The 24,711-nt window shown below is 70.0% G+C and carries 22 protein-coding genes; 7 read left to right on the forward strand and 15 right to left on the reverse strand.

Going from position 1 to position 24,711, the window contains the following annotated elements; translation table 11 throughout:
- Positions 1–6: 6 nt before the first annotated feature.
- From coaA to ACLBX9_RS05680, 3 genes are all read right to left on the reverse strand, one after another.
- Entirely contained in the window at positions 7–996 is a 990-nt protein-coding gene (coaA, locus tag ACLBX9_RS05670; RefSeq protein ID WP_010685450.1) for a type I pantothenate kinase, read from the reverse strand.
- On the reverse strand, positions 993–1,316 hold the full coding sequence (locus tag ACLBX9_RS05675) for a phosphoribosyl-ATP diphosphatase (RefSeq protein WP_010685451.1): 324 nt from the start codon (positions 1,314–1,316) through the stop codon (positions 993–995). The genes coaA and ACLBX9_RS05675 overlap by 4 nt, the downstream gene beginning before the upstream one ends.
- A 329-nt stretch (positions 1,317–1,645) precedes the next feature.
- Positions 1,646–2,593, reverse strand: a complete 948-nt coding sequence (locus ACLBX9_RS05680; RefSeq protein WP_010685452.1) for an aspartate carbamoyltransferase catalytic subunit — start codon at positions 2,591–2,593, stop codon at positions 1,646–1,648.
- A 528-nt stretch (positions 2,594–3,121) separates the two neighbouring features.
- Between ACLBX9_RS05680 and ACLBX9_RS05685 the strand changes: the two genes are divergently transcribed.
- Positions 3,122–3,982 carry a cytochrome b/b6 domain-containing protein gene (locus tag ACLBX9_RS05685; RefSeq protein WP_447718231.1) on the forward strand — a complete coding sequence of 287 codons (861 nt, stop codon included), beginning with the start codon at positions 3,122–3,124 and terminating at the stop codon, positions 3,980–3,982.
- Positions 3,979–4,914 carry a molybdopterin-dependent oxidoreductase gene (locus tag ACLBX9_RS05690; RefSeq protein WP_447718232.1) on the forward strand — a complete coding sequence of 312 codons (936 nt, stop codon included), beginning with the start codon at positions 3,979–3,981 and terminating at the stop codon, positions 4,912–4,914. The genes ACLBX9_RS05685 and ACLBX9_RS05690 overlap by 4 nt, the downstream gene beginning before the upstream one ends.
- Before the next feature lie 4 nt (positions 4,915–4,918).
- Here ACLBX9_RS05690 and ACLBX9_RS05695 read toward each other — a convergent pair whose 3' ends face one another.
- Positions 4,919–5,179 carry a BrnA antitoxin family protein gene (locus ACLBX9_RS05695; RefSeq protein WP_447718233.1) on the reverse strand — a complete coding sequence of 87 codons (261 nt, stop codon included), beginning with the start codon at positions 5,177–5,179 and terminating at the stop codon, positions 4,919–4,921.
- 510 nt (positions 5,180–5,689) lie between these two features.
- On the opposite strand from ACLBX9_RS05695, the gene topA reads away from it, so the two are divergent.
- The gene (gene topA / locus ACLBX9_RS05700; RefSeq protein WP_447718234.1) at positions 5,690–8,374 is read left to right on the forward strand and encodes a type I DNA topoisomerase; all 2,685 of its coding nucleotides are present in this window, start codon (positions 5,690–5,692) and stop codon (positions 8,372–8,374) included.
- Positions 8,375–8,596: 222 nt separating this feature from the next.
- Here topA and ACLBX9_RS05705 read toward each other — a convergent pair whose 3' ends face one another.
- Entirely contained in the window at positions 8,597–8,785 is a 189-nt protein-coding gene (locus ACLBX9_RS05705) for a hypothetical protein (RefSeq protein WP_010685457.1), read from the reverse strand.
- A gap of 359 nt (positions 8,786–9,144) precedes the next feature.
- On the opposite strand from ACLBX9_RS05705, the gene parE reads away from it, so the two are divergent.
- Entirely contained in the window at positions 9,145–11,205 is a 2,061-nt protein-coding gene (gene parE / locus ACLBX9_RS05710) for a DNA topoisomerase IV subunit B (protein WP_010685458.1), read from the forward strand.
- An 84-nt stretch (positions 11,206–11,289) separates the two neighbouring features.
- Here the strand turns inward: parE and ACLBX9_RS05715 are convergent, their stop codons facing one another.
- Complete coding sequence (locus ACLBX9_RS05715; protein WP_447718235.1) at positions 11,290–11,784, reverse strand: PRC-barrel domain-containing protein; 495 nt, start codon at positions 11,782–11,784, stop codon at positions 11,290–11,292.
- A 192-nt stretch (positions 11,785–11,976) separates the two neighbouring features.
- Positions 11,977–12,846: an outer membrane protein gene (locus ACLBX9_RS05720; protein WP_010685460.1), complete on the reverse strand. Its 870-nt coding sequence runs from the start codon at positions 12,844–12,846 to the stop codon at positions 11,977–11,979.
- 406 nt (positions 12,847–13,252) lie between these two features.
- Between ACLBX9_RS05720 and ACLBX9_RS05725 the strand changes: the two genes are divergently transcribed.
- The 3 genes from ACLBX9_RS05725 (at position 13,253) to ACLBX9_RS05735 (ending at position 16,479) form a co-directional block, all read left to right on the forward strand.
- Positions 13,253–13,573, forward strand: coding sequence for a hypothetical protein (locus tag ACLBX9_RS05725; RefSeq protein ID WP_447718236.1), 321 nt, complete (start codon positions 13,253–13,255; stop codon positions 13,571–13,573).
- 199 nt (positions 13,574–13,772) lie between these two features.
- The gene (locus ACLBX9_RS05730) at positions 13,773–15,317 is read left to right on the forward strand and encodes a DEAD/DEAH box helicase (RefSeq protein ID WP_447718237.1); all 1,545 of its coding nucleotides are present in this window, start codon (positions 13,773–13,775) and stop codon (positions 15,315–15,317) included.
- A 103-nt stretch (positions 15,318–15,420) separates the two neighbouring features.
- Complete coding sequence (locus ACLBX9_RS05735; protein ID WP_010685463.1) at positions 15,421–16,479, forward strand: GGDEF domain-containing protein; 1,059 nt, start codon at positions 15,421–15,423, stop codon at positions 16,477–16,479.
- 81 nt (positions 16,480–16,560) lie between these two features.
- Here the strand turns inward: ACLBX9_RS05735 and ACLBX9_RS05740 are convergent, their stop codons facing one another.
- From ACLBX9_RS05740 to ACLBX9_RS05775, 8 genes are all read right to left on the reverse strand, one after another.
- Positions 16,561–16,938, reverse strand: coding sequence for a HesB/IscA family protein (locus ACLBX9_RS05740; RefSeq protein WP_447718238.1), 378 nt, complete (start codon positions 16,936–16,938; stop codon positions 16,561–16,563).
- A 359-nt stretch (positions 16,939–17,297) separates the two neighbouring features.
- The gene (locus tag ACLBX9_RS05745) at positions 17,298–18,290 is read right to left on the reverse strand and encodes a threo-3-hydroxy-L-aspartate ammonia-lyase (RefSeq protein ID WP_447718239.1); all 993 of its coding nucleotides are present in this window, start codon (positions 18,288–18,290) and stop codon (positions 17,298–17,300) included.
- Positions 18,291–19,055: 765 nt separating this feature from the next.
- Positions 19,056–20,495 (reverse strand): dihydrolipoyl dehydrogenase, encoded by a 1,440-nt coding sequence (gene lpdA / locus ACLBX9_RS05750; protein WP_010685466.1) that lies wholly within the window; start codon positions 20,493–20,495, stop codon positions 19,056–19,058.
- On the reverse strand, positions 20,496–20,966 hold the full coding sequence (locus ACLBX9_RS05755) for an endonuclease domain-containing protein (RefSeq protein ID WP_447718263.1): 471 nt from the start codon (positions 20,964–20,966) through the stop codon (positions 20,496–20,498).
- Between the two features lie 256 nt (positions 20,967–21,222).
- Complete coding sequence (locus ACLBX9_RS05760; protein WP_447718240.1) at positions 21,223–22,653, reverse strand: pyruvate dehydrogenase complex dihydrolipoamide acetyltransferase; 1,431 nt, start codon at positions 22,651–22,653, stop codon at positions 21,223–21,225.
- 4 nt (positions 22,654–22,657) lie between these two features.
- A complete protein-coding gene (locus tag ACLBX9_RS05765) occupies positions 22,658–22,846 on the reverse strand; it encodes a hypothetical protein (protein WP_447718241.1) in 189 nt (62 codons plus the stop codon).
- Positions 22,847–22,861: 15 nt separating this feature from the next.
- Positions 22,862–23,149, reverse strand: a complete 288-nt coding sequence (locus ACLBX9_RS05770; RefSeq protein WP_447718242.1) for a DUF5076 domain-containing protein — start codon at positions 23,147–23,149, stop codon at positions 22,862–22,864.
- 65 nt (positions 23,150–23,214) lie between these two features.
- Positions 23,215–24,660 (reverse strand): pyruvate dehydrogenase complex E1 component subunit beta, encoded by a 1,446-nt coding sequence (locus ACLBX9_RS05775; protein WP_447718243.1) that lies wholly within the window; start codon positions 24,658–24,660, stop codon positions 23,215–23,217.
- Positions 24,661–24,711: the final 51 nt, after the last annotated feature.

Consider the following 24,711-nt stretch of genomic DNA (forward strand, 5'->3'; position numbering starts at 1 on the left):
TCACGATCACAGCCGCCGCAAGGCCACGCTCTCGATCCGGTGGCTCGCGCCCTTGGTCAGGATCAGGCTCGCCCGCTGGCGCGTCGGCAGGATGTTCTCCCGCAGGTTGGGCAGGTTGATCGTGGTCCAGAGCCGGTCGGCGATGTCGAGCGCGTCGGATTCCGCGATCTCGGCGTATTTCCGGAAGTAGGAGCGCGGGTCGCGGAACGCCGTCTGGCGCAGCTTCATGAAGCGCGTGACGTACCAGCGGTGCAGGTCGTCCTCGTGGCCGTCGAGATAGATCGAGAAGTCGAAGAAGTCGGACACGAACGGGATCGCGGTGCCGTCCCGCGGCAGGCGGGCCGGCTGGAGCACGTTCAGGCCCTCGACGATCAGGATGTCGGGGCTCTCCACCACCCGCTCCTCCCCGGGCACCCGGTCGTAGACGAGGTGCGAGTAGAGCGGCGCGGTCACGCGCCGGTGGCCGGCCTTCACGTCGTTGAGGAAGCGCAGCAGGGCGGCGGTGTCGTAGCTCTCGGGAAACCCCTTGCGCTCCATCAGCCCGTTGGCGGCCAAGTCCGCGTTGGGCAGCAGGAATCCGTCCGTGGTGACGAGGTCGACCTTCGGGGTGTTGGGCCAGCGCGCCAGCAGGGAGGCCAGGATGCGGGCGGTGGTGGACTTGCCCACCGCCACCGAGCCGGCCAGCCCGATGATGTAGGGGGCCTTGGACTCGCGCTCGGCGAGCAGGAAGCGCTGCGTCGCCTTGAACAGGCCCTGCGTCGCCGCGACGTAGAGCGACAGGAGACGCGACAGCGGCAGGTAGATCGCCACGACCTCCTCCACCGAGATCGGGTCGTTGATCGACTGCAGGCGCTCCAGATCCTCCTGGTTGAGGGTGAGCGGCGTGTCGGCGCGCAGCTGCGCCCACTCGTCCCGGCTGAAGCGGCGATAGGGCGAGAGCCGGTCCGAGGCTTCGAGGATCGCCTCGACGGAGCCCGGCAGCGCGGCCGCGTTCACGCGTGGCGCCTCGCGGCCTTCTCGGCGATGCCGCTCTGGGCCGTCCGGCGCTCCAGCTCGGCCATGACGGCGCTGAGCTCGACGCCGCCCGCCCGGAGCAGCACGACGAGGTGGTAGAGCACGTCCGCGGCCTCGTTCGTCAGGCCGGTCCTGTCGCCCTGCACGGCCGCGATCGCCGCCTCGACCGCCTCCTCGCCGAGCTTCTTGGCCGCCTTGGCGGGGCCCTCCGACAGGAGCTTGGCCGTATAGGAGGTGGCCGGATCGGTCCCGGCGCGGCTCGCCACGAGGGCGGCGAGGTCGGCGAGCGTGTAGGCGGTCATGAAGCGATCTGCATGTTGGACCCGTCCCTTATACGGACCGGCACCGGATTTCGGCAGGAAACTGCGCTACGGCCGGTCTGCGGGCAAGCGTGGCGTGTGAAGGCGGGCGTCGTTTGTTCGGCGCGCAGCCCGCGCCGTCCTTGTCCCGGGCGCGTGCAGCGCCAGCGGATCGCGTCCGGGGATCCGGCACAAGACTTCGTGAAGCGGCTGTCTGAACCAACCTGTGCCGCCGGCGCGGCGCTCAATGTGCTGGGTCCCAGATCGCCTTCTGCTGCGTTCCAGGCGTCCGGGAAAAGGGCGCGTCTCATCCGGAGCCGCGGCGCGCCGCTTTACTCGTTCGGCAGGTGCCGGGCGAGCGCCTCCAGCACGGCCATGCGCACGGCGACGCCCATCTCCACCTGCTCGCGGATCAGCGACTGCGCCCCGTCGGCGATCTCCGAGGAGATCTCGACGCCGCGGTTCATCGGCCCCGGATGCATCACCAGCGCGTCGGGCTTGGCGAGCGCCAGCTTGTCGCCGTCGAGGCCGAAGTACCGGAAATACTCCTTCACGGACGGCACGAAGGAGCCGTTCATGCGCTCCCGCTGGAGGCGCAGCATCATCACGATGTCGCAGCCGACGAGACCTTTTCGCATGTCGGTGAAGGTCTCGACGCCGAAGCGCTCGATCCCGGCCGGCAGCAGGGTCGAGGGCGCGATCAGGCGGACCCGCGCGCCCATCGCCTGCAGCAGGATGATGTTGGAGCGCGCCACCCGCGAGTGCAGGACGTCGCCGCAGATCGCCACCTGCAGCCCCTCGATCCGGCCCTTGTTGCGGCGGATGGTGAGCGCGTCGAGGAGCGCCTGGGTCGGGTGCTCGTGGGCGCCGTCGCCGGCATTGACCACCGCGCAATCGACCTTGCGGGCGAGGAGGTGCACGGCGCCGGCCGATTCGTGGCGGACCACGATGATGTCGGGCCGCATGGCGTTCAGGGTCGCGGCGGTGTCGATCAGGGTCTCGCCCTTCTTCACCGAGGACGAGGCCACCGACATGTTCATCACGTCGGCCCCGAGCCGCTTGCCGGCGAGCTCGAAGGAGGATTGCGTCCGCGTCGAGGGCTCGAAGAACAGGTTGATCTGCGTGCGGCCCCTGAGCGTCGTGCGCTTCTTCTCCACCTGCCGCGAGATGTCGACGGCGGAATCGGCGGCGTCGAGCAGGCCCTCGATGTCGGGCCGGGTCAGGCCCTCGATACCGAGGAGGTGCCGGTGCGGGAAGGCCAGGGGCGCGGGCGTCGTCATGATGAGGCCCGGGTGTAGGTGCGGCGCGTCCGGCGGGCAAGGCCGTGATGGGCATACATCGCCATCGGAGGACGAGGAGCGACCGGCCCCGCATCGCTCCCTCCCCCCTCTGCGGGCTACGATGTGCACACATCCTTATCTGATGGGCGATGAACGGCTCCGCGGCTCCCCCTCGCCCCTCTGTGGGGGAGGGTGGCCCCCGAAGGGGGTCGGGAGAGGGGAGCGACGGTGCAGAAAAGGGCACCGCCCTTCATGCAAGGCGCGTCCCTTCCGAAAGCCGCGCTCCCCTCTCCCGACCCCTGCTTCGCACGGGCCACCCTCCCCCGCAGAGGGGGGAGGGAGGGCGCATGGGTGGGTCGTTGTTCTCATCCTTCACTGTGTGAAGCCGGGCGCTCCGGCGAGCCGTCCGGCCGCCTGCGGCCTTTTTTCCCGCGGATGGTAACCGAACGCCCCTGCCCCACGTATCCGCCCGAACGGTCGGGATTCGCACGCTCCCGGCCTCGCGCCGCTGATCCGGGATTCAGACGCTTGGCCGCCTCCCCTGCCCTCGAAGCCCCCGAGACCGTCGACCGGCAGGGCCGCCGCTGGTTCTACCGCCACCCGCTGGTGATCCGGGTGGCGCACTGGATCAACGCCGCGGTGCTGCTGGTGCTGCTCATGAGCGGCCTGCAGATCTTCAACGCCCACCCGGCCCTCTACTGGGGCGCGGTCTCGACCTTCGACGATCCGGCGCTCGCCATCACCAGCGAGCAGGGCCGCGACGGCAGGAACCGCGGCGTCGTGACGGTCGGCTCCCGCACCCTCGACACCACCGGGGTGCTCGGCCTGTCGAAGCAGGGCGGCACCGAGGTGGAACGGGCCTTCCCGTCCTGGGCGACCCTGCCGGCCGATCAGGACCTCGCCACCGGGCGGCGCTGGCACTTCCTGTTCGCGTGGCTCCTCGTGATCAACGGCGCGGTCTACCTGCTCTACGGGCTGGTCTCGGGCCAGCTCCGCCGCCGGCTGATCCCGGACGGGGACCAGATCCGCGACTTCGGCGGCTCCGTGAAAGAGCACCTGCTCCTGCGCTTCCCCGAGGGCACGGAGGCCAAGCGCTACAACGTCATCCAGAAGCTGACCTACCTCGTCCTCGTGCTGGGCCTGCTGCCCGCCATGGTGCTCGCCGGCCTCGCCATGTCGCCCGGGATGGATGCCGCGTGGCCCTGGCTGACCGAGCTGTTCGGCGGCCGGCAATCGGCACGCAGCGTCCACTTCATCGCCGCCGGCCTGATCGTCCTGTTCGTGGTGGTCCACGTGTTGCTCGTGCTGGTCTCCGGCCTGGTCAACAACATGCGCGGCATGATCACCGGCTGGTTCAGCCTCGGCCGCGACCGGGAGACCGCGCGATGATCCTCCACCGCCGCAAGCTCCTGACCACCGGCGCCGGGCTGATGGGCACCGCCCTGCTCGGCGGTTGCGACCGCTTCGCCGGGACCGAGACCGGTCAGCGCACCCTCAAGATCGGAGAGGACGCCAACGCGTACGTCCAGCGCCTGCTGATGTCGCCCACGACCCTGGCGCGGGAATTCCCGGCCTCGATGATCTCGCCCTGGTTCAAGCCGAACGGCACCATCGACCCGCCGGACCGCGCCTATCGGGCGCTGGCGGCGCGGACATTCTCGGACTTCAAGCTGACGGTGGACGGGCTCGTGCAGACGCCGCTCTCGCTCAGCCTCGCGGATCTGCGCGCCCTGCCGGCGCGGACGCAGATCACCCGTCACGATTGCGTGGAGGGCTGGAGCTGCATCGGCCAATGGGCCGGCGTGCCGCTCGCCGAGGTTCTGAAGAAGGCCGGGCTGAAGCCGCAGGCGCGGTTCGCAGTGTTCCACTGCGCCGACACGCTGGAATATGCCGGCCGCCAGGACGGGGCGACGCTGCTGCGGCCCGGCCATCCGGGCGCGGTGCGGGACGGATATGTCCAGCTCGCCGCCGCGGAGGATCGGGGCGGCGCACCCACCGCCACCGACGCGCCCAAGGACGATTGGGGCCAGGGCAGCCCGGCCGCGGAGCCCGAGGATAAGCGGATTCCGATCCGCTACTACGAGAGCATCGACCTCTACGACGCCTTCAACCCGCAGACGATCCTGGCTTACGACCTCAACGGCAAGCCGCTGCCGGTCTCGAACGGCGCCCCCCTGCGCCTGCGGGTCGAGCGCCAGCTCGGCTACAAGCAGGCCAAGTACGTGATGCGGGTCGAGATGGTGGAGTCGCTCGCCGGGATCGGCCAGGGCGGCGGCGGTTACTGGGAGGATCGCGGCTACGAGTGGTACGCGGGGATCTGACCGCTCAACGCGGAATCTCCCCGCGCTCGCGCTCGATCGTTTCCATCAACACCGCGTTGATGCGGGCCTGCCAGCCCGGCCCCTGGGCGCGGAAATGCGCGACCACCTCCGGAAGGAGACCGATCACGACCGGTCCGCCCATCTTGTCAGGCGGGTCGCGCCGCACGAGGCGGTCGCCGATATAGGAGTCGGCGCGCGCGAGCATCGCGTCGGTCAACTCGGGGATCTCGTCGTACTCCTCTGGCGTGATCACGTGCGCGTCCACCCGGGCCAGATCGCTCTTGATCGCGGCCTCAACGGATGAGCGGTGCGTAACGCCTCTGCTCTCTGACATTGGCCTTCCTCATCCGGGACTGCCACGCGCCACCTCCCTCCCCCCTCTGCGGGGGAGGGTGGCCCCCGAAGGGGGTCGGGAGAGGGGAGAGACGGTGCAGGACAAAGCTCTGTGCTGTGTGATGGCTGCGCCCTTTTCTGAACCCAGGTTCCCCTCTCCCGACCCCTGCTGACGCAGGGGCCACCGTCCCCCGCAGAGGGGGGAGGGTAGGCGCCAGGGAATTGGGATCGCCATCGCGCACCGTTCAAATAAGCCGCTCGCGCCGCTTACGACGAGTCCCTTCGGCGAGGCTTGCGTCACGGTCGTCATTTGACATCCCGCCGCCCGTGACCCACTTGTCCCCGGCGCGCGGCCCCGGCCCGACGGCGGGCCTCTGTCCCGCGCGAATCTCGAACAGAATTCGTCCGTCGAGCCCAGGCTCCGTCAGGGGCAGAGGTCTGAATGAAAGTCGTCGTCGTCGAGTCGCCGGCCAAAGCCAAGACGATCAATAAGTATCTCGGTCGCGACTATGAAGTCATCGCCTCCTTCGGGCATATCCGCGACCTGCCGCCCAAGGACGGCTCGGTGGATCCCGAGCAGGACTTCCACATGGTCTGGGAGCTGGCCGACCGTGGGGCGAGCCGGGTCTCGGAGATCGCCAAGGCGGTCAAGGGCGCCGACAAGCTGATCCTCGCCACCGACCCGGATCGCGAGGGCGAGGCGATCTCCTGGCACGTGCTGGAGGCGCTCACCGCCCGCAAGGCGCTCAAGGGCATCCCGGTCGAGCGCGTGACCTTCAACGCCATCACCAAGAGCTCGGTCGAGCAGGCGATGCGCAAGCCGCGGGAGATCGACCAGGCGCTGGTCGACGCCTACCTGGCGCGCCGGGCGCTCGACTACCTCGTGGGCTTCAACCTCTCGCCGGTCCTGTGGCGCAAGCTCCCCGGCGCCCGCTCGGCGGGGCGCGTGCAGTCGGTGGCGCTCCGCCTCGTCGTCGAGCGCGAGATGGAGATCGAGCGGTTCAAGCCGCGTGAGTACTGGACGCTCATCGCCACCCTGACGACCGCCGACGGCGCGACCTTCGAGGCGCGCCTCGTGGGCGCCGACGGCAAGCGCATCCAGCGCCTCGACGTCGGCACCGGCGACGAGGCCGCCGCCTTCAAGCGCGATTTGGAGCTCGCGACCTTCCAGGTGGCGAGCGTCGAGGCGAAGCCCGCCAAGCGCCACCCGCAGCCGCCCTTCACGACCTCGACCCTCCAGCAGGAGGCATCGCGAAAGCTCGGGATGGCGCCGGCCCAGACCATGCGGGTCGCCCAGCGCCTCTACGAGGGCGTCGACATCGGCGGCGAGACGGTCGGCATCATCACCTACATGCGGACCGACGGCGTCGACATGGCGCCGGAGGCGATCCAGGACGCCCGCCGTGTGATCGGCAAGGAGTTCGGCGACCGCTACGTGCCGGACGTGCCGCGCAAGTACAGCGTCAAGGCCAAGAACGCCCAGGAGGCCCACGAGGCGGTGCGCCCCACCGACATGGGCCGCCTGCCCAAGATGGTCGCCCGCCACCTCGAGCCCGAGCAGGCCCGGCTCTACGAGCTGATCTGGACCCGCACCATGGCGAGCCAGATGGAATCGGCCGAGCTGGAGCGGACCACCGTCGACGTCACCGCCAAGGTCGGGCCGCGCACGATCGACCTGCGCGCCACCGGCCAGGTGGTGAAGTTCGACGGTTTCCTCGCGCTCTACCAGGAGGGCAAGGACGACGAGGAGGACGAGGAGAGCCGTCGCCTGCCGCCCATGAAGGCCGGCGACCCGCTCACCCGCGAGCGGATCAGCTCGACCCAGCACTTCACCGAGCCGCCGCCGCGCTACTCCGAGGCGAGCCTCGTGAAGCGCATGGAGGAGCTCGGCATCGGCCGGCCCTCGACCTACGCGGCGGTGCTGCAGACCCTGCGCGACCGCGAATATGTGAAGCTCGAAAAGAAGCGGCTGCAGCCGGAGGACAAGGGGCGGCTCGTCACGGGCTTCCTCGAGAGCTTCTTCCGCCGCTACGTCGAGTACGACTTCACCGCCGGCCTCGAGGAGCAGCTCGACCGCGTCTCCAATGCCGAGATCGACTGGCGGGCGGTTTTGCGCGACTTCTGGCGCGACTTCTCGGCGGCGATCGGCGAGACCAAGGAGCTGCGCGTCGCCGACGTGCTGGAGGCGCTGAACGGCCTCCTCGGGCCGCACATCTTCCCCGACAAGGGCGACGGCTCGAACCCGCGCACCTGCCCGACCTGCGGCTCCGGCCAGCTCTCGCTGAAGCTCGGGAAGTTCGGCGCCTTCATCGGCTGCTCCAACTACCCGGAATGCAAGTACACCCGCCAGCTCTCGGCCTCCGGGGTCGAGGGCGAGGGCGACGGCTCCTCGCCCGAGGGCGGCCAGCCGGGCGTGCGCGTGCTGGGCGACGATCCGGCGACCGGCCTGCCCGTGACGCTCCGCGACGGCCGCTTCGGTCCGTTCCTGCAGCTCGGCGAGGCCTCGACCGAGAAGGGCGCGGAGAAGCCGAAGCGCTCGTCGCTGCCGAAGGGGCTCAGCCCGTCGGACGTGGATCTGACTAAGGCGCTCGCGCTCTTGGCGCTCCCCCGCGAGGTCGCGCGCCACCCCGAGACCGGCGAGCCGATCCTGGCCAATCTCGGCCGGTTCGGGCCCTACGTGCAGCACGGGAAGACCTACGCCAATCTCGGGCGTGACGACGACGTGCTGGAGATCGGCGGTAACCGCGCCATCGACCTCATCGTCGCCAAGGAGCAGGGCGGCGGCCGCGGCCGTCCGGCCGCCGATCCGGGCCGGCCGCTCGGCAAGGACGAGGCCAGCGGCCGCGACCTCGTGGTCAAGGCCGGCAAGTACGGGCCCTACGTCACGGACGGCGAGGTGAACGCCACGCTGCCGAAGAGCCTCAGTGCCGAGGCGCTGACCCTCGATGAGGCGATCGCCCTGGTGAATGCCAAGCGCGCCTCCGGTGGCGGCAAGCCGGCCAAGCGCGGCGCGGTCCGGAAGAGTTCGGCGCGTGCCGCGGGCGGCGACAAGCCGGCGGCGAAGAAGACGACAGCGAAGAAGCCCGCGGCCAAGAAGGCGGCGGCGAAGAAGTCGAGTTCCGGCTGAGGGATACGTCGAGGAGCGTGTTCGGACGCAGCGACGAGGCTCCATCCCACCCCTCTTCTCACGTGTCCACGTCAGCGGGACTCGAAGAAGCGTTCAGGACGCGCGCGGCTGGCTGAAGGGCTCCTTCGAAGCGTCCGCCGCGCTCCATCGCCTCGGGATTTGAGGGAGAATCGGAGCCAGGATGGACCGCCGCACCGAGGCGCTGCGGAGATCCTGCCCGCCTCAGACCAGATAGGTGATCGTCGCGGCTACCGCGGTCGCGAAGGTCGCGAGCGTGATCGTCGTGGCGTTCACCAGGGCGCGGGCGGGCGGCACGCCGGCCGCATCGTCCTCGCAGCCGAAGGCGGCACCGGCCGCGTGCTCGAAGCGGATCAGGGTCAGGCGGCGGGCTTCGATCGCGGCGTCACTCATCGACTGCGGCTCCCTGACCACGGTCAAGTCTTGTCTGCGGCGCTAACGCCGGGCCGATCGTTCTGTTCCGGCGGCAATCTGCTGAGCGCGGACAGGCTGATCATGGGAAAGCCTTAACCCAATGTTGTGCAACGTCGTGATGACGATCGACGCACCGCGACCGGTCCGGGGCGCCGCGCCGGCCCTCGCTCGCGGCGGCGCAGCATGCGATAAGGCGGCGGCATCGCCAGGGGGCGAAGGCCTTTGATGTTTACGTTTTGTTCCGCTATCATGCGGGGATGAAGGCGCATGCTCCACGACCCAAGACCCGTCTGCGTGATCCTGAGCCAGCCGATGCGCCGCGCCTGCGGAGGCCGCGCGTGAGCGACCCGGCGCGCGACCTGTTCGGACCCGGCGGAAAGGCGTCCGCCGTCCGCCCGGCCGAGCCGCGGCGGCGCCTGGACGCCTCGGCTTCGGTGACCGCGCTCGCATCGGCTGCGCCGGAGGCAGGGTACACCGCCTCCGACATCGAGGTTCTGGAGGGGCTGGAGCCCGTCCGGCGTCGCCCCGGCATGTATATCGGCGGCACCGACGAGCGAGCCCTGCACCACCTCTTCGCCGAAGTGATCGACAACTCCATGGACGAGGCGGTGGCGGGTCACGCCAGCTTCATCGAGGTGGAGCTGGAGGAGACCGGCGCGCTCGTCGTCACCGACAACGGCCGCGGCATCCCGGTCGACCCGCACCCGAAATTCCCCGGCAAGTCGGCGCTCGAGGTCATCATGACCACGCTGCATGCCGGCGGCAAGTTCGACTCGAAGGTCTACGAGACCTCGGGAGGGCTGCACGGCGTCGGCATCTCGGTGGTCAACGCCCTCTCCGACCTGCTGGAGGTCGAGGTGGCGCGCAACCAGACGCTCTACCGCCAGACGTTCTCGCGCGGTCACGCGCAGGGGGCCTTGGAACTGGTCGGGCGGGTCCAGAACCGCCGGGGCACGCGGGTCCGCTTCCATCCGGACGCCGAGATCTTCGGATCGCTGAAGTTCGATCCGCGCCGCCTGTTCAAGATGGCACGCTCGAAGGCCTATCTGTTCGGCGGCGTCGAGATCCGCTGGCGCTGCGCCCCCGCCCTGCTCGAAGGGCTGGAGGACGTGCCGCCGGAGGCCGTGCACCGCTTCCCCGACGGGCTGCGCGACTACCTCGCCCGGGACATCGACGGCAAGGAACTCGTCACCGAGGCGATGTTCTCCGGCAAGATCACCAAGCCGGGCTCGCACGGCTCGCTCGAATGGGCGGTGGCCTGGATGGTCGCCGAGGACGGGATCTCGCATTCCTACTGCAACACGATCCCGACGCCCGAGGGCGGCACCCACGAGGCCGGCCTGCGTGTCGCGCTGCTGCGCGGCCTGCGGGAGCACGCCGAGCGGGTGAACCAGGCCAAGCGCATGACGGCGGTGACCACCGACGACGTCATGGCGACCTGCGCGTCGATGCTCTCGGTGTTCATCCGCGAGCCGGAGTTCCAGGGCCAGACCAAGGACAAGCTCGCCACCGTGGAGGCGCAGCGCATCGTCGAGACGGCGGTGCGCGACGCCTTCGACCATTGGCTCGCCGCCTCCCCGGCCCAGGCCAACAAGCTGCTCGACTGGGTGATCGACCGGGCGGAGGAGCGCCTGCGCCGCCGCCAGGAGAAGGAGGTCGCCCGCAAGAGCGCGACGCGCAAGCTCCGCCTGCCCGGCAAGCTGGCCGACTGCTCGGCGGCCGGCACCGCGGGCTCGGAGATCTTCATCGTCGAGGGCGACTCGGCCGGCGGCTCGGCCAAGCAGGCCCGGGACCGGGCGACCCAGGCGATCCTGCCGCTGCGCGGCAAGATCCTCAACGTCGCCTCGGCCTCGCGCGACAAGCTCGGCGCCAACCAGCTGATCTCGGATCTCACCCTGGCGCTCGGATGCGGCACCGGCTCGGCCTTCCGCGAGGCGGACCTTCGCTACGAGAAGGTGATCATCATGACGGACGCCGACGTGGACGGCGCCCATATCGCCTCGCTGCTGATCACATTTTTCTACCGCCAGATGCCGAAGCTGATCGACCGCGGGCACCTCTACCTCGCGATCCCGCCGCTCTACCGGCTGCAGCAGGGCTCGAAGGTGGCGTATGCCCGGGACGACGCGGATCGCGAGCGCATCATCAAGACGGTGTTCAAGAACGGCAAGGTCGAGATCGGGCGGTTCAAGGGCCTCGGCGAGATGATGCCGGCCCAGCTCAAGGAGACCACCATGGACCCGAAGAAGCGCACGCTCCTGCGCGTCGCGGTCCTCGACGAGGCCCGGGAATCCACCGGCGACACGGTGGAGCGCCTGATGGGCAACAAGCCCGAGGCGCGCTTCGCCTTCATCAGCGAGCGCGCGGCCTTCGCCGAAGGGGCCGATCTCGACATCTGATGGGGTCGCGCCGGCGCGGCCTCGCCGCGCCGGCCGATGGAGCCGCTCCGCTCGCAACGACGGATGACGGGCTCCGGTCGCGGCCTATCGGGGCGCCGGGATCACCTTCGCGGGATCGAACGGCTGGGCCGCCGCCACCGTGTCCTTGCTCATGTTGAGGACCGCCGAGAACCGGTCCCCGCCCGGACGCAGCACGAGAGCGCCGGGCTCTACCGCGATCCGCTTGCTGCCGAGCCCGAGGAACCCGCTCACGTCGATCACCACCGCCTTGAAGGTCCCGCCGTCGGTGATCAGGAGATCTTCGATCGTGCCGACGTTCTCGCCCGCCGCATTGCGCACCGTCACGCCGATCATCTTCGAGGTGAGGAAGGTGGCGGGCTTCAGACCCTGACGCTTGGCGGCATCCTCGGCGTTCGGGGCCTCCATCAATCGGCTGACGCTGTTGCCGTCCGTGGCGGTGCCCGGACCGGTTCCCGGCAGCACCGTGTCGCGGCCGATCACGGTGGCGTCCTGGGCCAGGGCTGGTGCAACCGCGAGGCCGATGGCCGCCAGCGATGCGAGAAGGATGTGGCTGCGCATGGCCGATCGCTCCGAAGCGCCCCGTCTCATCGCGGCGCACCCGGCCAATCGTCTGATGCCGGCCCGGTTCCGGACGGGCATGTCGCACCCGCGCCGGCTCTGAGACACCGCGCCTCAACGCGAAAGGGCCCGGCCTTGCGGCCGGGCCCTCCCCGTGCGCGGAGCCGGTCGAGCCGGCTCCGGCCTTCGATCTCAGTACGAGCCGAACTTGTAGTTCAGGCCGGCGCGGACGACGGCGAACTCGGTCTTGGCCGCGGCGCCGTTGAGATAGGCGGTGCCGTTCGGGGGGAGCAGGTTGCCGTAGAAGACACCACCGGCGGTGTTCTTCTGCCGGTCGAGGCTGACGTACAGGCCTTCGACCTTGAGCGTCACGGCCGAGGAGCGGAAGAAGTTCAGGAAGGAGTCGGTGGGCAGGGCGTACTCGATGCCGCCGCCTGCCGCCCAGCCGGTGCGGAAGCTGTCACGGAACCGGTTGCCGGCGAAGTTCTGGTCGTCCTGGCCGGAGCCGTAGGCGAAGCCGCCGGTGCCGTACACGAGGGTGCGGTCGAAGGCGTAGCCGAGACGGCCGCGCACGGTGCCGAAGTAGTCGAGGCCGTTGCCGCTGGTGGCGACGTAGGCGCGCGGCGGCGCGAAGGCGATGCCCGTGCTGGGGCCGCCGAAGGCGTAGTTCTGCGTCGCGTCGGCGCGGCGGGCGAAGTCGACGTACTGGGCGTCGGCCTCGAAGCCGATCACGACGCCCGAGCCCGGCGTGAACTGATAGTTGTAGCCGATCTGCGCGCCGCCGCTGAACCCGTCATTGTTGCTGCGGTTGTTGACGCTGACGACGCCGTTGGTGCCGGGCGAGTTGATCAGCGAGCCGGCCGGCAGCGCGTAGTTGGAGGTGTTGCGGCTGCTGGCATCGAAGCCGTAGCCGGCGTTCACACCGAAGTAGAATCCGGTCCAGGTGAAGACCGGGACGGGGGTGAACACGGGCGGCGGGGCGGCGCGGCGCGGCAGATCCGCGGCGGACACGGCCGCGGTGGTGGCGACAAGCACCGTTGAGGCAAGGAGAAGCTTCTTCATGGTTCCAAAGGTCCTGGTTTAGCTTGAGCCGGCAGCCTTCAAGGCGCTCTCGGTCGGCAGGTCTGTCGCTTTCCCGCAACAAGCAGGGTGAGACTAGGACGATCCCGTCAACGAAAGATGAAGACTAACAGCCGGTATCCCGGGTCGCCGCGCTAATCCTGCGGTGACATGGCCGGTAGAAGGATAAGAATCCGAGTAACGCTGGCGGGCGTGGGACTCGGCGGTGTCCCGTAAGACCTTCGTGGCGCGGTGGAGTCTGTCGACCGTCGCGCAGGCGGGGCGCGGGGCCGCCGTTATATTCTGGGACAACTGGATTGGCGGCGACGGTCTAACGTAAGCCGACCATTAACCCTGTTGCCGGAAGTTGCGCCGAGGGCGGCCCCGCGCCCGGCCCGGAGAGCCGCCCATGCACAGCCGCCATCACCGGGGCGTCCAGCCTTTCGGCAGGCGACGCCCGACGTCCGAGGACCCGGATCTGGGGCACCCGGCCCGTGCGGCGAGCGCCCTGCCCTGGGCGGTGCGCGTGTCGGGTCTCATCGGGCTCGTGGCCGTGCTCGCCGCCGCCCAGCTGGCCCGGTGGAGCGTCCCGGCGGAAGCGCCCCCGGCGATCACCCTGGCCGCGGGCCGCGTGCCGGAGGATCCCGTGACGACCGGTGCGATTCCGGCCGCGCGGGCGACGCGGCTGGACCCCTGTCTGGCGCCCGCGGCGGCGCATCTGCGACCCTGATGCGGCCCGATCGACTGTGCGCGGCATCGCGCCGGGACGCATTGCGAGATTGACAAGCTGCGCCAAGCCCCTAACTGACAGGAACCATGCGCCCTGCGGCCCCGGGAGCATCCGAGCGTCCCGCGCGAGCCTTCTCCCCTGCCGTTGCCGCGACGGTGTCCATCGCGCCGGCCGGGCGCGCAACGGTTCCTGAACGCAGATGCCTTTTTCCGACCTGGGACTGAGCGAGAAAGTCCTGAACGCCGTCGAAGCGGCGGGTTACACCGAGCCGACGCCGATCCAGGCCGAAGCCATCCCCCATGTGCTGGCCCGCCGCGACGTCCTCGGCATCGCCCAGACGGGCACCGGCAAGACCGCGGCGTTCACGCTGCCGATGCTGACGCTCCTGGAGAACGGCCGCGCCCGCGCCCGGATGCCGCGGACCCTGATTCTGGAGCCGACCCGCGAGCTGGCCGCCCAGGTGGTCGAGAATTTCGACCGTTACGGGACCAACCACAAGCTCAACGTGGCGCTGATCATCGGCGGCGTCTCCTTCGCCGATCAGGACGCCAAGCTGATGCGCGGCACCGACGTGCTGATCGCCACGCCGGGGCGTCTCCTCGACCATTTCGAGCGGGGCAAGCTGCTTCTCACCGGCGTCGAGCTCCTGGTGATCGACGAGGCCGACCGCATGCTCGACATGGGGTTCATCCCCGATATCGAGCGCATCGCCAAGATGGTACCGTTCACCCGGCAGACGCTGTTCTTCTCGGCCACCATGCCGCCCGAGATCGAGCGGCTGGCGGACATGTTCCTGCACAACCCGCAGCGGGTCGAGGTGGCCCGGCCCGCCTCCACGGCGACCACGATCACGCAACGTCTGGTCGCCACCGGACCGGAGGGGCACAGCAAGCGCGAGCGCCTGCGCGACCTGATCCGCGGCGAGGCCGAACTCAAGAACGGGATCATCTTCTGCAACCGCAAGCGCGACGTCGCCATGCTGCAGAAGTCTCTGGTGAGCCACGGCTTCGACGCGGCCGCCCTCCACGGCGACATGGATCAGCGCGCGCGCACCACCGCCCTCGACGCGTTCCGCAGCGGCGACACCGCGCTCCTTGTCGCCAGCGACGTCGCGGCCCGCGGCCTCGACATTCCCGCGGTCAGCCACGTGTTCAATTTCGACGTGCCGCACCACCCGGAGGATTACGTCCACCGGATCGGGCGCACCGGCCGCGCCGGCCGGTCGGGCACCGCCTACACGCTGGTGTCGCCCGACGATTCGCGCTCGCTCGGCGCCATCGAGGCGCTGATCGGCCAGCCGGTCCCGTGGCTCGACGGTGACCTGTCGACCGTGGCCGAGGGATCCGGCGAGACCGGCACCCGTCATCGCGGCCGGTCGGGCGAGGGCCGCCGCGGCGGGCGTTCGGCCAAGGGAACAGGCCGGGGCGCCCCCAAGGGCGACGCCAAGTCTGACGTCAAGCGTGACGTCAAAGATGACGCCAAGGGGGACGTGAAGCGTGAGGCCAGGGCCGACGGCGAGGCGGCGGACCGGCCCCGCGCCCGCCGCGGCAGCGCGTCGACGGCCCAGCGCGCCGAAGCGCGTCCGGCCTCGCCCCGCGGCGAGGCCCGCGCCGCGTCGCGCCCCGAAACCGGCCGCGAGGAGCGCGGGCGCCGGGCCGAGCCGGACGGCGAGACGCCGGTCGGCCTCGGCTCGCACGTTCCAGCCTTCCTGCTTCGTCCAGTCTTGGCGAAGAAAGAGAAGTAACAGCAGTCTTTCCTGGCTTAACTCTCCGGCTACCACCCTGCCCTACATTGATTTTCGAGCCACGACGGATTGAAGCGTCGGCGGCTCGGGCGGCGGGACAGGGATGAGCCAGGACACCCATTCGGATCGCGACCGCAGCTTCGCCCTGGCGAAGCGGGCCCACGATCTGATTCGCGATTACGGCCCCGCGGCGACGCCGCGGGCCTACGCGGTCTGGTACGCCTACGTCTCGGGTGAGCTGCCGCTGCTCGGCGACGCCGTGAAGCGCCTCACCGCGCAGAACGGCTGCCTGACGGAGTCCGATATCGACACGCTGCACGAGGCTTATCTGGACGGCCGGCGGCTGGCGAGCGCCATCGACGATGTCAGCCGGGTGGTGCTGTCCGAGATCGCGGCGGTCACCGAGATCCTCGACCTGTCCCTCGGCTCCACGGCCCAGTACGGCGAGTCGCTGCGCGGGCTGGCGCTGGATCTCGCGCAGGGCGCGCCGAGCCGCGCCCGGCTGGGCGAGATCCTCACCACGCTGGTCTCCACAACCCGCGAGGTCGCCGCCAACAACCGCACCCTCGAGGCGCGGATGCGCGAGACCCGCGGCGAGATCGAGACCCTGCGCGAGAAGCTGGAGGCGACCCGGCTCGAGAGCCTGACCGACGCCCTCACGGGCCTGTTCAACCGCAAGCACTTCGAGGAGACCCTGAAGGCGACGGTCGAGGCCGCCCGCGGGCGCCAGCTGCCCATGAGCCTGATCATCCTCGACATCGACTTCTTCAAGCGCTTCAACGACCTGTACGGCCACCTCACGGGCGATCAGGTGCTGCGGCTCGTGGCGATCGTCATGCGCGAGAGTGCCGGGACGCAGGCGCACCTCGCCCGGTTCGGCGGCGAGGAGTTCGGCATCGTGCTGCCGGACACCGACCGCGCCGCGGCCCGGCAGATGGCCGAAACGGTCCGCGCCAGCGTGATGGGGCGCGAATTGATCAAGCGCTCGACGGGCGAGTCGCTCGGCAAGATCACGGTCTCCCTCGGCGTGGCGGTGCTGCGCCAGGGCGACACGCCGGCCTCGCTCGTGGAGCGGGCCGACCTGTGCATGTTCGCCGCCAAGCGTGCGGGCCGGAACCGCGCCGTCGACGACACGGCCGAGTCGCTGACGCAGGTGGCGTGACGGGGTCCCGGAGGGCGCGGCCCTTCGGCGGGTCGTCGGGGCAGGCCCCCGACGGATCGCGCGAAGCCCGACGGCCGGGCGTCAGGCCCGGACGGGCACCCGGTCTGCCGAGACCGGCGTGATCGCCACGGATTCCCCGCAACCGCAGGCCGAAGTCTGGTTCGGGTTGTTGAACACGAACTGCGCGGCCAGCTTGTTGGTGGTGAAGTCCATCTCGGTGCCGAGCAGGAACAGCACCGCCTTCGGATCGACGAAGACCCGGACGCCGCGATCCTCGACCACGTCCTCCCCGGGCTTGGCCGCCTCGGCGTATTCCATCGTGTAGGACATTCCGGCGCAGCCGCCGTTGCGGACGCCGACCCGCAGGCCCGCGATCGGCCGGTCCGCCTCCGCCATGATCGCCTTGATCCGATCGGCCGCCCGATCGGTCAGCGAGAGAACCTTGAAGCTACCCGACATCGTCACCCTCCCGCCCATCCGGGTTCAAGGCCCGGGGACGCGTATTCTGACGCGCACAAGATAAGCATTGGGTTGAGGCCGGTCCACCGCGCCCGGGTCACACCCGCCCGGCATTCGGCGGCGGAGGGGCTTGCCCGATGTCAAGGCGATCGGATGATCCCATCCGCCCCCCCTCATCCTGAGGTGCCCGCGTCAGCGGGCCTCGAAGGAGAGCTCCAGGGATCTCGGAGCGATCTGGCGGGCTCCTTCGAGGCCTCCGCTTTGCTCCGGCACCTCAAAATGTAGGGCGTGAGCGGGACAGCCGATCCGTGGCTTCGAAGGCGTGTGGCGAGCCATGCGGCCTGCCCGCGCGCGCCTGCTCACTCATCCCCGGCGGTGAGCCGCGCGAAGGTCGCGAGGTCGACGTTGCCGCCGCTGATCACCACGCCGACGCGCTTGTCCGTCACGTCCACGAGGCCGTGCAGCACCGCCGCCGCCGCGAGGCAGCCGGTCGGCTCGACCAAGATCTTCATCCGGCTCGCGAAGAACCGCATGGTCTCGACGAGCTGCGCGTCGGTGATGGTGAGGATGTCGGCGACGCGGTCGCGGATGATCGCGAAGGTGAGGTCGCCCAGCGCCGTCGACTGCGCGCCGTCCGCGATGGTGCGGGGCACCGGGATGGTCACCACGCGCCCCTCGCGGAACGAGCGCTGCCCGTCATTGCCGGCCTCCGGCTCGACGCCGATCACCCGGCAGCCCGGCGATAGCGCAGCGGCGGCGAGCGCGCAGCCCGCCAGCATGCCGCCGCCGCCGAGGCAGACCACCAGCACGTCGAGGGGGCCCGCGGTCTCGATCAGCTCCTGGGCGAGGGTCCCCTGCCCGGCGATGACGTCCGGGTGGTTGAAGGGCGGGATCAGCGTCAGGCCCCGGGGCTCGGCGATCGACCGGCCGAGCGCCTCCCGGTCCTGCGTGTAGCGGTCGTACAGGACGACCTCGGCGCCGTAGCCGCGGGTGGCGGCGATCTTCGCGGCCGGCGCGTCTGCCGGCATGATGATCGTGGCAGGGGCACCGAGCAGCCGGCTCGCCAGGGCGATCGCCTGGGCGTGGTTGCCTGACGAGAAGGTCAGCACCCCGCGGGCGCGCTCCGCCTCGGTCAGGGCGCTGATGGCGTTGTAGGCCCCGCGGAACTTGAAGGCCCCGACCCGCTGCAGGTTCTCAGCCTTGAAGAACAGTTTTCCACCGGTCCGCGCGTCGGCGGTGCGGGAGGTCAGGACCGGCGTGCGGTGCGCGGCCCCCGCGATGCGCTCGGCCGCACGCGCCACGTCGGCATAGGTGGGCAGGCCCTCGACCGCCGCGCCGTGTTCGCCCCGCATCGGATCCCGCCTCGCTCCCGTTCCGGTGGGATGTGTCATACGGGCGATCGGCCCCGCGCGCATCCCGCTCCCGTGCACAGCTGGAAGCGGAGCCATTCGCCGGCTCGGGGCTTATTTCGGCGGGATCAATCTTGGCAGCAACGCTGGGGGGCGGCTTCGCCATGCGGACGGGATCGAACGGGCGGCGTGGTGCGGCGGATCACCGGCTGGCCGCAGGGGGCAGCAGGTGAGCGGCTGGGGGCGGGAGCGAAAGCCGGGCGACGGGGCCGACCGAGGTCACCTTCCGGGGCCGCGGGCTGGCCCTGCGCGCCGGCGGGCGGCTGATTCTTCTGGTGTGTCCGCTCTGCTCACAGCGGAACGCGCCGCGGGGGGCCGAGCGGGGGATCTGTGAGTGGTGCGCGTACGTGCCTTCGCCGGAGGAGGAGGAGCCGGTGGAGGTGGGGCGGGGGTGAGGGTGCGCCCCGCTCCCGCCGGCACAGGGCCGAATCCCGGTCTTTCCAATGCGATTGCATCGAGCCCGCCATGCACGTTTCGCTCCGCACTGGCACTGCCGGCCTCGTAGATCGCGGCGCACGAGGTGACCGCTTTCCCGGACAGGTGGAGCGAAGCGGAGCCTGATCGGGATCCGGCACAACACCGGGCCGCGCAGCGGCACAGCTTGCGTAAGTCGGACGCTTCCCCTGGTCTTGCGCTGGATCCCGGGTCGCGTTCCGCTGGCACTTCCTGCGCCGGGGAGAAGACTGACCTGGACCGGGCCGCCTCCCCCTACGTGTGGATCACCTTCCCATACGCATCCAGCACGCTCTCGTGCATCATCTCGCTGAGCGTCGGGTGCGGGAACACCGTGTGCATCAGCTCCTCCTCGGTGCTCTCCAGGTTCATCGCCACCACGTAGCCCTGGATCAGCTCGGTCACCTCGGCACCGACCATGTGGGCGCCGAGCAACTGGCCGGTCTTGGCGTCGAACACGGTCTTGATCAGCCCGTCCGGCTCGCCGAGCGCGATCGCCTTGCCGTTGCCCGCGAAGGGGAACCGGCCGACCTTCACGGCGAACCCCTGCTCCTTGGCCTTGGCCTCGGTCAGCCCGACGCTGGCGATCTGCGGCTGGCAATAGGTGCAGCCCGGGATCTTGGCCTTGTCCATCGGGTGGGTGTGCAGGCCCTTGATGGTCTCGATGCAGATGACGCCCTCGTGCTCGGCCTTGTGGGCGAGCATCGGCGGCCCGGCGACGTCGCCGATCGCGTAGAGGCCGGGCACGTTGGTGCGGCCGAGCCCGTCCGTCACCACGATCCCGCGGTCGATCTTCACCCCAAGCTTCTCGAGGCCGATATTCTCGATGTTGCCGACCACGCCCACCGCCGAGATCAGCTTCTCCGCGGTGATCTGCTGGGTCTTGCCGTCGCCGCCCTCGATGGTGGCGGTGACGGAATTGGCGCCCTTCTCGACCTTCGTGACCTTGGCGCCCGTGAGGATCTTGATGCCCTGCTTCTCGAAGCGCTTGCGGGCCAGCCCGGCGATCTCGGCATCCTCCACGGGGAGGATCTGCGGCAGCAGCTCCACCACGGTCACCTCGGCGCCCATGGTGCGGTAGAACGAGGCGAACTCGATGCCGATGGCGCCCGAGCCCATCACCAGCAGGCTCTTGGGCATCGTCTCCGGGACCATGGCCTCGTAGTAGGTCCAGATCAGCTTCTTGTCGGGCTCGATCCCGGGGATCGCCCGGGGGCGCGCGCCGGTCGCCACGATGATGTGCTTGGCCTGGTAGGTGCCGGCGCCCTTGGCGCCCTTCGGCGGCTCGGCGCGCTTGGTCTCCTTCACGGTGACCTGGCCGGGCTGGTTGCCCTTCGCGGCGCTGTCGACCGAGGCCTCGCCCCAGATCACGTCGACCTTGTTCTTCTTGAGCAGCATGCCGACGCCGCCGTTGAGCCGGGCCGAGACGCCGCGGGAGCGCTTCACGATGGCGGCCGTGTCGAACCCGACCTTCTCGGCCGTCAGCCCGTACTCGCCGGGATGCTGGAAGTAGTGGAAGATTTCGGCCGAGCGGAGCAGGGCCTTGGTGGGGATGCAGCCCCAGTTCAGGCAGATGCCGCCGAGATGCTCGCGGTCGACCACGGCGGTCTTGAACCCGAGCTGCGCCGCCCGGATCGCCGTGACGTAGCCGCCGGGCCCGGCGCCGATGATGAGGACGTCGTAGGTGTCGGACATTTACCTCTCCGCGGACGCCCCTCCCCCTTGCGGGGAGGGGGCAGGGGGTGGGGGTGGCTCCGCCTGGCCGGCTGAATCCGGGAAAGGCGCGTCGCATGCGGCGAGCGCCGCGTGGATCGTGTCGAGGACGGTATCGATCTCCCGCAGGACCATGCGGTTCAAGAAACGCAGGACGCGGAAGCCTTCAGACTGAAGATAGGTATCCCGACGGGCGTCGTAGGCCGTGCCGGCTTCGAAGCCGTGCTGCTCGCCGTCGACCTCGACGATGAGTCGGGCCGTCAGGCAGCAGAAATCCGCCACGTAGGAGCCGAGGGCGACCTGCTGGCGGAAATGCGAGCCGTCCACCGGCAGGCGGTGACGGAGGTGCCACCAGAGCCGCTTTTCAGGTTCGGTCAATGTCCGACGAAGCGTCTTCGCGTTCGCGGCGGCTCTTGGGGACGCGGCTCTCCGGGGCTGTTGGTTCCAGGTCATAGGGTGGCGCGTCAATTGAACGTGGCTGATGGAGGCATGCTGATCGACAGCAAGGAGCACGGTTCATCGCATAAGCAGTGCGTGTCCTGGCCGATGCCCGTCACGTTCCCCCACCTCGACATTTCACGACGCGCCTTCCCCTCCCCCTTGTGGGGAGGGGCTAGGGGTGGGGGTGGTGCAGGATTGAGCGCAAAGGTGCCTTCTGCACCACCCCCACCTCCAACTCCTCCCCACAAGGGGGAGGAGAGTGCCCTCCTCACACCAGCATGCCCATCGGGTTCTCGATCAGCCCCTTGAAGGCCGAGACCAGCTCCGCGCCGAGCGCTCCATCGAGGACGCGGTGGTCGCACGACAGGGTGGCGGTCATCACCTGGACTACGGCCGGCGCCCCGTCCTTCACGACGACGCGCTTCTCGCCCGCGCCCACCGCCAGGATGCTCGATTGCGGCGGGTTGATCACCGCGGTGAAGTGCTTGATGCCGAACATGCCGAGGTTCGACACCGAGGTGACGCCGCCCTGGTACTCCTCGGGCTTCAGCTTTTTGGCGCGGGCGCGGGCCGCGAAATCCTTCATCTCGTTGGAGATGGTGGACAGCGTCTTCTCGTCCGCCCGGCGGATCACCGGCGTGAACAGGCCGCCGTCGATCGCCACCGCGACCCCGACCTCGGCGTGCTTGAAGCGCAGGATCCGGTCCTCGGCCCAGACCGCGTTGGCGGCCGGAACGCGGGTCAGCGCGAGGCCCATCGCCTTGATGACGAAGTCGTTCACCGAGAGCTTGAAGGCGGGCTTGCCGTCCTTGTCCTTGCCGGCCGAGCCGTTCAGCGTCTCGCGCAGCTTCATCAGCGCGTCGAGCTCGCAATCCACCGTCAGGTAGAAGTGCGGGGCGACCTGCATCGCCTCGGTGAGGCGCTTGGCGATGGTCTTGCGCATGCCGTCGAGGGGGACTTCCTCGTACGCGTCCTTGGCGTAGAAGCCCTTGACCTGGTCGGTCGTGAGCCCGGCCGGCGCGCCGCCCGCGGGGGCGGCTTTCGGCGCGGGGGCCGCCTTCGGCGCCTCGGCGGCGGCCTGGGGTGCCGGTGCCTTCGTGGCGCCGGAGGCCTTCGCGGCCTGGACGTCGCGGGCGATGATGCGGCCGTGCGGACCGCTGCCCTGGACGGCGCCGAGCTCGACGCCCTCCTGCTTGGCGATCCGCCGGGCCAGCGGCGAGGCGAAGACCCGGCCGCCGGAGCCGGCCTGCGCGCCGGCCTGCGGCGCGCCGCCGGGCTGCGCGCCCTCGGGCGCCGCGTTCACCCGCTCGTACGACATGTGGCCGCCGCCGGGCGTGGTGTTCTGCGACGCGGCCGACGCGTCGGCCTTGGGCTCCGGCTTGGCCTCGGCCTTGGCCTCACCGTTCGAGGCGGCCTTCGGCGCGCCGCCCGAGGCCTGCACGCTCGACGGGTCCTCGCCCTCGGCGGCGATGATGGCGATCAGGTCGTTGACCGGCACGTCCGCGGTGCCCTCGGGCACGAGGATCTTGGCGAGCACGCCCTCGTCGATGGCCTCCACCTCCATGGTGGCCTTGTCGGTCTCGATCTCGGCCAGCACGTCGCCGGACTTGATCGGATCGCCCTCCTTCTTCAGCCACTTGGCGAGGTTGCCCTTCTCCATGGTGGGCGACAGCGCGGGCATCAGCACGTTGATCGGCATGGCATCAGGTCTCGGGCTGGGCCGGGGCGGCCGGATCGTCGAAGGGAAAGAAGTCGTCGAGGGGGAACGGCACGGCGTCGAAGGGCGGTTGCGGACGTGGGGCCGGCGCCTCGTTGAAGCGCGCAGCAACGCGAGGTGCGGGGACCGCCTCCAGATCCGCGTAGATCGCCTGCCGGACAGCCGCCTCAGCCATGGTCGGCCGCCATCGTCAGTTGAGACCGCCGGGGTCGAGCCCCTCGGCCTCCCAGCCGGCGCGGATGCGCTCGACCGCCTCCTCCTCCGACATGTCGGTCTCCAGCGCGTAGGCGCGGGCCGCCTGTCGGGCGAGGTCGGCCAGCAGCCTTCCCCAGGTCGCCGGGTCGTCGAAGGACCGGCGCAGGGCGACGCTCACCGCGCCGTCCACGACGGCCGCGCGCAGCACCTCGATGCCGCCCTGCTCCAGGGCGTCGGGCGGGATGGCGAGTTCGGCGAAGTCGTTGTTGGACTCTTGGCTCATGGCGCGCCGGCTGTTCCTTGACCCCCTGCCGGGACGGGGCGGGATCGTACCCGCCCGCGCGCCGGTCACTTGTAGCAGACGCTCTTGGCCGCCTCGACGACCTCCGCCACCGTCGGCAGCGCCAGCTTCTCGAGGTTCGCCGCGTAGGGCATCGGCACGTCCTTGCCGGTGATGCGCAGGACCGGGGCGTCGAGGTAGTCGAAGGCGTCGACCATCAGGCGGGCCACGATCTCGGCGCCGATGCCGGATTGCGGGAATCCTTCCTCGACCGTGATGCAGCGGCCGGTCTTCTTGACCGATTGCACCACCGTCTCGCTGTCCATCGGGCGGATCGTGCGCAGGTCGATCACCTCGGCCTCGATGCCCTGCTCGGCGAGCGCCTGCGCGGCCTTGAGGGCGTAGGTCATGCCGATGGCGAAGGACACGATGGTCACGTCGCTGCCGGTGCGGTGGATCTTCGCCTTGCCGATCGGCAGCACGAAGTCCTCGAGCTTCGGCACCGGGAAGGATTGCCCGTACAGGATCTCGTTCTCAAGGAAGATCACCGGGTTCGGGTCGCGGATCGCGGCCTTGAGCAGGCCCTTGGCGTCGGACGCTGTGTAGGGCGCGATCACTTTGAGGCCCGGCACGTTGGAGTACCACGCGGCATAGTCGTGGCTGTGCTGGGCGGCGACGCGGGCGGCCGCGCCGTTGGGGCCGCGGAACACGATCGGGCAGCCGAGCTGGCCGCCGGACATGTACAGGGTCTTGGCCGCCGAGTTGATGATGTGGTCGATCGCCTGCATGGCGAAGTTGAAGGTCATGAACTCGACGATCGGCTTCAGGCCGGCGAGCGCCGCGCCGACGCCGATGCCCGCGAAGCCGTGCTCGGTGATCGGGGTGTCGACCACGCGCTTCGCGCCGAACTCCTGCAGCAGGTTCTGGGTGACCTTGTAGGCGCCCTGATACTCGGCGACCTCCTCGCCCATGACGAAGACGTCCGCGTCGCGGCGCATCTCCTCCGCCATGGCGTCGCGCAGGGCCTCGCGGACGGTCTGGGTGACCATCGGCGTGTCGGCCGGGAACTCCTCCATCACCGGCTCTTGGGCCTTGTTGGTGATGACCGCCGGGGCCGCCGGCGCTTTGGGTGCGTCGTCGCCGGTCTTCGCGGCGGGCGCGGCCTTGTCGGCCATGCCCTCGGCCTGCATGTCGGGCGTCGGGGCCGGGTGGCCGCCCGCGCCGTTGGGCTTGGCGCCGCCGCCGGACGACTGGACGCTCGCCGGATCCTCGCCCTCACCGGCGATCACGGCGATCGGCGTGTTGACCGCGACGCCCTCGGTGCCCTCCGCGATCAGGATCTTGGCGAGGATGCCCTCGTCGATGGCCTCCACCTCCATGGTGGCCTTGTCGGTCTCGATCTCGGCCAGCACGTCGCCGGACTTGATCGGGTCGCCCTCCTTCTTCAGCCACTTGGCGAGCTTGCCCTCCTCCATGGTGGGCGAGAGGGCGGGCATCAGGATGTCGGTCGCCATGCTCAGCTCTGCGGTCGTTTATTCGTTGGGGGGGCGGCCAGCGGCTTTGTC

Source organism: Methylobacterium sp. A49B (assembly GCF_053346215.1).

Bases quoted from the DNA above. Each gene is read 5' to 3' on its own strand.
- ACLBX9_RS05675 (WP_010685451.1), bottom strand. From the start codon at position 1,316: ATGACCGCCTACACGCTCGCCGACCTCGCCGCCCTCGTGGCGAGCCGC.
- ACLBX9_RS05680 (WP_010685452.1), bottom strand. From the start codon at position 2,593: ATGACGACGCCCGCGCCCCTGGCCTTCCCGCACCGGCACCTCCTCGGT.
- ACLBX9_RS05690 (WP_447718232.1), top strand. From the start codon at position 3,979: ATGATCCTCCACCGCCGCAAGCTCCTGACCACCGGCGCCGGGCTGATG.
- topA (WP_447718234.1), top strand. From the start codon at position 5,690: ATGAAAGTCGTCGTCGTCGAGTCGCCGGCCAAAGCCAAGACGATCAAT.
- ACLBX9_RS05705 (WP_010685457.1), bottom strand. From the start codon at position 8,785: ATGAGTGACGCCGCGATCGAAGCCCGCCGCCTGACCCTGATCCGCTTC.
- ACLBX9_RS05715 (WP_447718235.1), bottom strand. From the start codon at position 11,784: ATGCGCAGCCACATCCTTCTCGCATCGCTGGCGGCCATCGGCCTCGCG.
- ACLBX9_RS05720 (WP_010685460.1), bottom strand. From the start codon at position 12,846: ATGAAGAAGCTTCTCCTTGCCTCAACGGTGCTTGTCGCCACCACCGCG.
- ACLBX9_RS05725 (WP_447718236.1), top strand. From the start codon at position 13,253: ATGCACAGCCGCCATCACCGGGGCGTCCAGCCTTTCGGCAGGCGACGC.
- ACLBX9_RS05730 (WP_447718237.1), top strand. From the start codon at position 13,773: ATGCCTTTTTCCGACCTGGGACTGAGCGAGAAAGTCCTGAACGCCGTC.
- ACLBX9_RS05735 (WP_010685463.1), top strand. From the start codon at position 15,421: ATGAGCCAGGACACCCATTCGGATCGCGACCGCAGCTTCGCCCTGGCG.
- ACLBX9_RS05740 (WP_447718238.1), bottom strand. From the start codon at position 16,938: ATGTCGGGTAGCTTCAAGGTTCTCTCGCTGACCGATCGGGCGGCCGAT.
- ACLBX9_RS05745 (WP_447718239.1), bottom strand. From the start codon at position 18,290: ATGCGGGGCGAACACGGCGCGGCGGTCGAGGGCCTGCCCACCTATGCC.
- lpdA (WP_010685466.1), bottom strand. From the start codon at position 20,495: ATGTCCGACACCTACGACGTCCTCATCATCGGCGCCGGGCCCGGCGGC.
- ACLBX9_RS05755 (WP_447718263.1), bottom strand. From the start codon at position 20,966: ATGACCTGGAACCAACAGCCCCGGAGAGCCGCGTCCCCAAGAGCCGCC.
- ACLBX9_RS05760 (WP_447718240.1), bottom strand. From the start codon at position 22,653: ATGCCGATCAACGTGCTGATGCCCGCGCTGTCGCCCACCATGGAGAAG.
- ACLBX9_RS05765 (WP_447718241.1), bottom strand. From the start codon at position 22,846: ATGGCTGAGGCGGCTGTCCGGCAGGCGATCTACGCGGATCTGGAGGCG.
- ACLBX9_RS05770 (WP_447718242.1), bottom strand. From the start codon at position 23,149: ATGAGCCAAGAGTCCAACAACGACTTCGCCGAACTCGCCATCCCGCCC.
- ACLBX9_RS05775 (WP_447718243.1), bottom strand. From the start codon at position 24,660: ATGGCGACCGACATCCTGATGCCCGCCCTCTCGCCCACCATGGAGGAG.